Origin of the sequence: Novosphingobium sp. B-7 (assembly GCF_000410615.1) — a bacterium.
Lineage (GTDB): Bacteria > Pseudomonadota > Alphaproteobacteria > Sphingomonadales > Sphingomonadaceae > Novosphingobium > Novosphingobium capsulatum.
Genome location: NZ_KE148443.1, coordinates 477 through 5,984 on the forward strand (window position 1 = coordinate 477; position 5,508 = coordinate 5,984).

Below are 5,508 nucleotides of genomic sequence, written 5' to 3' on the forward strand. Positions count from 1 at the left end.
CGCGCCACGAACCGCGCATGGGTTTCCGCGCCCTGCTGGCGGAAATCGGGCAACGAACAGACATGCCAGAAACGTTCGACGCTGCGCGCGCCCCGCACCGTGGCGGCCACGTCCGGCTCTTCGGCCAGGCGGCGCAGCACGGCCAGGTCGATCGCCTCGGGCGGGGTGGCGAGTTCGGGGCGCGGTGGCGGGCTTTCCAGGTCGGCGATGAGCGTGGCCAAGGTATCGAAGCGCGGCTCCGCCTCACGCCAGAACAGGCGGGTCAGCGGGGGGAAGCGATGCTCTTCGATGGCATAGACTTCCTCGTCGGTAAATTCGGGATCGCGGCCGCCCGTGCCGGCCAGCGTGCCGAACGTGCCGTCCTTGTGATGCCGTCCGGCGCGCCCGGCGATCTGGGCCATTTCCGCCGTGGTCAGCCGGCGATGGCGATGGCCGTCGTATTTCGACAGGCCAGCAAAGGCGACATGCTCGACATCGAGGTTGAGGCCCATGCCCACGGCGTCGGTCGCCACGAGGTAATCGACCTCGCCCGACTGGTACATCGCCACCTGGGCGTTGCGGGTCTGTGGGCTTAGCGCGCCCATGACCACCGCCGCGCCACCGCGAAACCGGCGCAGCATTTCGGCCATGACATAGACCTGCTCGGCCGAGAACGCGACGATCGCGCTGCGCGGGGGAATGCGGCTGAGTTTCTTGGCGCCGACGTGGCTGAGCGTGGAAAAGCGTGGCCGCGTGACGATTTCGGCTTCGGGCACCAGGACCTTGACCATCGGCTCCAGCGTGGCGGAGCCCAGCAGCATGGTTTCCTCGCGGCCGCGCGCGTGCAGCAAGCGATCGGTGAAAATATGGCCGCGTTCGGGATCGGCGGAAAGCTGCGCCTCGTCCAGCGCGACGAAAGCGAGGTCGGGCCGCGCCGGCATGGCTTCGGCGGTGCACAGCAGCCAGCGCGCGCCCTTGGGTTCGATTCGCTCCTCGCCGGTGATCAGCGCGACTTGCGCCGGCCCCTTGATCGCGCAGACCCGGTCATAGACCTCGCGTGCGAGCAGGCGCAGCGGAAAGCCGATCGCGCCAGAAGAGTGCGCGCAGAGCCGCTCGATCGCGAGATGGGTCTTGCCGGTGTTGGTCGGGCCGAGCACGGCCTTGATCGTGCCGCCTGACGGGCGATTCGCCGACGAGGTCACTCGCGGAGAGGCGGGCACGCGGTTGGCCATGGCCCCAGATGTGGCGGGCGTGCGGCGCACATGCAAGAAGGCGCCGTGGAATTATCCCCGGCGCCCTGCTTGATCGTGCCGAAACCCAGCTGAGCCGGATTTCAGGGCTTGTTACGCGTCGTAATCGGCGCCCAGCGAGGTGTTGCGCACCGGCGCCGCAGCCGTGATGCGCAGCGCTTCGGCCGACTGGGAAAGCGAGCCGATTTCATCGACTTCGTCATCGTCGTCGGGCAGCACGCGCTGCAGCGACTGGATGAGGTTTTCCTTGAGAATGGTGGGGCGCACCGTCTCTTCGGCAATTTCACGCAGGGCCACGACCGGGTTCTTGTCGCGGTCGCGGTCGACGGTCAGTTCGGCACCGCCCGAAATCGCGCGGGCGCGTTCGGCGGCCAGCAGAACCAGATCGAAACGGTTGGAAACCTTGTCGACGCAATCTTCGACGGTAACGCGCGCCATGGGCACTCCGAAAAATGGAAATGATCGGGGAAAGGGTGCAGCTAGGTAGGCGCGGACGAAAAGTCAAGGAACTTGGCATATCTAGCGGTTTCCCACCGTCACCGGCCGCGCGCGTTGCCTTGCGAAAAGAAAGTGTTTTTGCACGAATACCGCAAATAAGGGTAACGCTCGGGCAAGACTTGGTGGATAAGATGAACAATACCGGGTTCGTGTGCGCCCGGCCAAAGGGGGAACGCACGCAATTGGAGATCAGGGCAGTGGCCCAGCGCAACGATCTGCCCGAAGAACCCGGGCAAGACATCGCCGCCCCATCGGCCGGTGCTGACGCATCGGCCGGCGCCGACATGCGCGCCGCGCCCCGTTTCACGCTGCTGATTCGCGCGGCCAAGCTGATCGTCGATGGCGGCGAGTTTCTGTGCATCCTGCGCGATGCCTCGGCCACCGGCGTCAAGATTCGCCTGTTCACCCCCATTCCCGATCACCAGACCCTGGCGATCGAGCTGGGCAATGGCGATCGCCATGCGGCGCGCCTGGTGTGGACCACGGGCGATCACGCCGGCCTGCAGTTCCTGCAGGAAATCGACGTGCAGCGCCTGATCGACGAGCGCGACGGCGCCTATCCGCGCCGCCAGGTGCGGCTGCGCCTGATGCTTGATGCCGTGCTGCATTCCGGCGGCGAAAGCGTGCATGTGCAGTTCCACGACATTTCGCAGCAGGGCGCCTGCATCGAATGCGAAAAGTGGTTGATGGTGCACGAACTGGTGCGCCTGGATACTGGGGTAATGCCCTCGATCTATGCCAAGGTGCGCTGGCGCAACCACCCGCGCTATGGCCTGGTGTTCGAACAGACCTTCAAGCTGGATGAACTGGCGCGCATTTCCGCGCCGTTGCAGCTGAGCCAGGCCCTGGCCGAGGCCGCGCGCCGCAAGGGCCAGCCCGATTGAGCCCTGGCGTGGGCCTGTCCCGCGCTGTGCCCAATCGGGGAAACCCCCGCAATATCCGGCAAGAACTGCTTAACGTTAACTGTCCCTTATCCATTTTCCTTCATCCCGAGGGCATCAGCGAATCCGCTTGGACGGGGGCATGGGATGGTTAACGTGGTGGGCACTTCGGGGGATGAAGGCCGTCAGTACGATGTCGATGTGGCGATCATCGGTGCAGGCCCGGCGGGCCTGACCGCCGGCTACCTGCTGACCAAGCAGGGGCTTTCGGTGGCGATCATCGAGAAGGACACCCGCTATGTCGGCGGGATCAGCCGCACGGTGGAACACGAAGGCTATCGCTTTGATATCGGCGGCCATCGCTTCTTTTCCAAATCGCAGGCGGTGGTCGATCTGTGGAACGAGATCCTGCCTGATGACTTCATCCAGCGCCCGCGGATGAGCCGGATCTACTACGAGGGCAAATTCTATTCCTATCCGCTGCGCGCGTTTGAGGCGCTGTTCAACCTCGGCATCGTGCGCTCCACCCTGTGCATGGCCAGCTATGTGAAGGCCAAGGCCTTCCCCAAGAAGACCGTGCGCAGCTTCGAGGATTGGACCACCAACCAGTTCGGGCAGAAGCTCTATTCGATCTTCTTCAAGACCTATACCGAGAAGGTCTGGGGCATGCCCTGCAACGAGATGAGCGCCGACTGGGCCGCGCAGCGCATCAAGGGGCTGTCGTTGGGTGCGGCCGTGCTCGATGGGTTCAAGCGCAGCCTGGGCCTCAACAAGAAGCCCAACGATGGCATGGCGACCAAGACGCTCTTGGAAACCTTCCGCTATCCGCGCCTCGGGCCGGGCATGATGTGGGAAGCTGCGCGCGACAAGATCCTCGCCAAGGGCGGCCATATCCTGATGGGCCACGCGATGAAGCAGCTGGCCAGCGATGGCCAGGGCGGCTGGCGCCTGAGCGCCACGCCGGCCGAAGGCGGCGAAACCATGATCCGCGCCCGCCATGCGATTTCCTCGGCCCCGATGCGCGAGCTGGCAGCCCGGATGCATCCGCTGCCGCAGACCACGATCGAGGCCAACGATCTCAAGTACCGCGATTTCCTCACCGTGGCGCTCAAGATCCGCTCGGAAGACCTGTTCCCCGACAACTGGATCTATATCCACGACAGCAAGGTCAAGGTTGGCCGCATTCAGAACTTCCGCTCGTGGTCGCCCGAAATGGTGCCCGACGACAGCGTGGCCTGCGTGGGCCTGGAATACTTCTGCTTTGAAGGCGACGATCTGTGGGCATCGAGCGATGCTGACCTGATCGCCCTTGCCACGCGCGAGATGCAGATCCTGGGCCTGGTGCAGCCCGACCAGGTGATCGGCGGCGTGGTGGTGCGCCAGGAAAAGGCCTATCCGGTCTATGATGATAGCTATGCCGCCAATGTTGCGGCGATGCGGACCGAACTGGAAGCGGCCTATCCCACGCTGCACCTGGTGGGGCGCAACGGCATGCACCGCTACAACAACCAGGATCACGCGATGATGACCGCGATGCTGACGGTGGAAAACATCGTGGCCGAGCGCCGCCTCTATGACACCTGGTGCGTCAACGAAGACGCCGAGTATCACGAGGCCGGGGCCGAAGGCGCGGACGCGGGCCTGCCCAGCACCCGCCCGGTCACGCCCGACCAGGCTGCCGCGCTGGCATCGGTGCGCCAGGTTCCCGAACGCATCGCCGCGGCGCCGGATCGCCGCGCCGCCTGATGGTCTGACGGTTTCGGGTGCGGTAATTCTTGGCCGAAAGGCGATGGACGGCAATGACGGCGATGATCATGCCCCTGTTTCAGCGATTGGGCCAGCACACGCTGGTGCGCTATATCCTGGCCAGCGTGGGGGCGCTGGCGGTGGATATCGGCAGTTTCCTGGCGCTGCTGGCGCTGGGCATGCCGGCCATGGCGGCCTCGGCGCTGGGCTATGCCCTGGGCATTGCCGCGCACTGGTTGCTGTCGAGCCGCGCGGTCTTTGCCGAGAACGTCGCCGCATCGGGCCCGGCGCGGCTGCGGCAGCAGGCGCTGTTCGTGGGATCGGCGCTGGTCGGCCTGGCCATCACTACGCTGGTGGTGGGCGGCATGGTGCAGCTGGGGCTTGATCCGCGCACGGCCAAGATCGTGGCGATCGTGTTGAGCTTTGCCGCCACGTGGGTGCTGCGCAAGCAGGTGGTGTTTCGCTGATGACCGTGCTGGCTTCGGTGCGCGCCGATCGCGTTTCCCCTGCTCCCGATCAGACCTCGTCCCCGCCCCCACCCGGCGCCACGGCCAGCGCGCTGCTGCCCTGGCGCATGGTGCTGGGCATCTGGGCACTGATCGTGGCGCTGCAACTGCTGATCTTTGCACGCGATATTCCCGGCATGCACATGGGCGATCCCGATGATGTGCTGCGCCTGGTGCAGGTGCGCGATCTGTTGGGCGGGCAGGCCTGGTTCGATCTGCACCAATACCGCATCATGGCGCCCGAAGGCGTGCTGATGCACTGGTCGCGGCTGGTCGATCTGCCGCTGGCGGCGGTGATCCTGGCCTTGCGCCCGCTGCTGGGCACCGCCAACGCAGAAATTGCCGCCGCGCTGATCGTGCCGGCGCTGACCGTGCTGTGCACGCTGGCCCTGGCCATGCACACCGCGCATCGCCTGTTCGGGCGCGATACCGCGCTGGCTGCCGGCATCGTGGTGGGGCTTTCGGGCATTGTCCTGCACCAGATGCAGCCTTTGCGGATCGATCACCATGGCTGGCAGATCGTCGCCGCGCTGGGCGCCGTGGCCGGGCTGCACGCCCGCGACCCGCGCCGGGGTGGCTGGATCATGGGCGTGGCGCTGGCTGCCGGGCTGACGATTTCGCTTGAAGGCCTGCCGCTCGCCGCGCTGT

Annotated in this window: 5 protein-coding genes and 1 pseudogene; 4 read left to right on the plus strand and 2 right to left on the minus strand. The window is 65.7% G+C overall.

Annotation, left to right across the window (positions count from 1 at the left end; all coding sequences use genetic code 11):
* Together H926_RS29095 and rpoZ are read right to left on the minus strand one after the other, a co-directional pair.
* Positions 1 to 1,211, minus strand: a 1,211-nt coding sequence (locus H926_RS29095) for a helicase-related protein (protein ID WP_022677786.1), incomplete at its 3' end; no start/stop codon positions are given.
* Between the two features lie 111 nt (positions 1,212 to 1,322).
* Positions 1,323 to 1,667, minus strand: a complete 345-nt coding sequence (gene rpoZ, locus H926_RS0119535) for a DNA-directed RNA polymerase subunit omega (RefSeq protein WP_022677787.1) — start codon at positions 1,665 to 1,667, stop codon at positions 1,323 to 1,325.
* Between the two features lie 191 nt (positions 1,668 to 1,858).
* Between rpoZ and H926_RS29100 the strand changes: the two genes are divergently transcribed.
* From H926_RS29100 to H926_RS0119555, 4 genes and pseudogenes are all read left to right on the plus strand, one after another.
* Positions 1,859 to 2,611, plus strand: a complete 753-nt coding sequence (locus tag H926_RS29100; protein WP_237741113.1) for a PilZ domain-containing protein — start codon at positions 1,859 to 1,861, stop codon at positions 2,609 to 2,611.
* Between the two features lie 144 nt (positions 2,612 to 2,755).
* A complete protein-coding gene (locus H926_RS0119545) occupies positions 2,756 to 4,354 on the plus strand; it encodes an NAD(P)/FAD-dependent oxidoreductase (protein ID WP_022677789.1) in 1,599 nt (532 codons plus the stop codon).
* A gap of 53 nt (positions 4,355 to 4,407) precedes the next feature.
* Complete coding sequence (locus H926_RS0119550) at positions 4,408 to 4,821, plus strand: GtrA family protein (protein WP_022677790.1); 414 nt, start codon at positions 4,408 to 4,410, stop codon at positions 4,819 to 4,821.
* Positions 4,821 to 5,508, plus strand: a pseudogene (locus H926_RS0119555) (hypothetical protein); the annotation flags it as partial. The gene H926_RS0119550 and the pseudogene H926_RS0119555, both read left to right, overlap by 1 nt.

Bases quoted from the DNA above. Each gene is read 5' to 3' on its own strand.
- H926_RS0119550 (WP_022677790.1), top strand. From the start codon at position 4,408: ATGACGGCGATGATCATGCCCCTGTTTCAGCGATTGGGCCAGCACACG.
- H926_RS29100 (WP_237741113.1), top strand. From the start codon at position 1,859: ATGAACAATACCGGGTTCGTGTGCGCCCGGCCAAAGGGGGAACGCACG.
- H926_RS0119545 (WP_022677789.1), top strand. From the start codon at position 2,756: ATGGTTAACGTGGTGGGCACTTCGGGGGATGAAGGCCGTCAGTACGAT.
- rpoZ (WP_022677787.1), bottom strand. From the start codon at position 1,667: ATGGCGCGCGTTACCGTCGAAGATTGCGTCGACAAGGTTTCCAACCGT.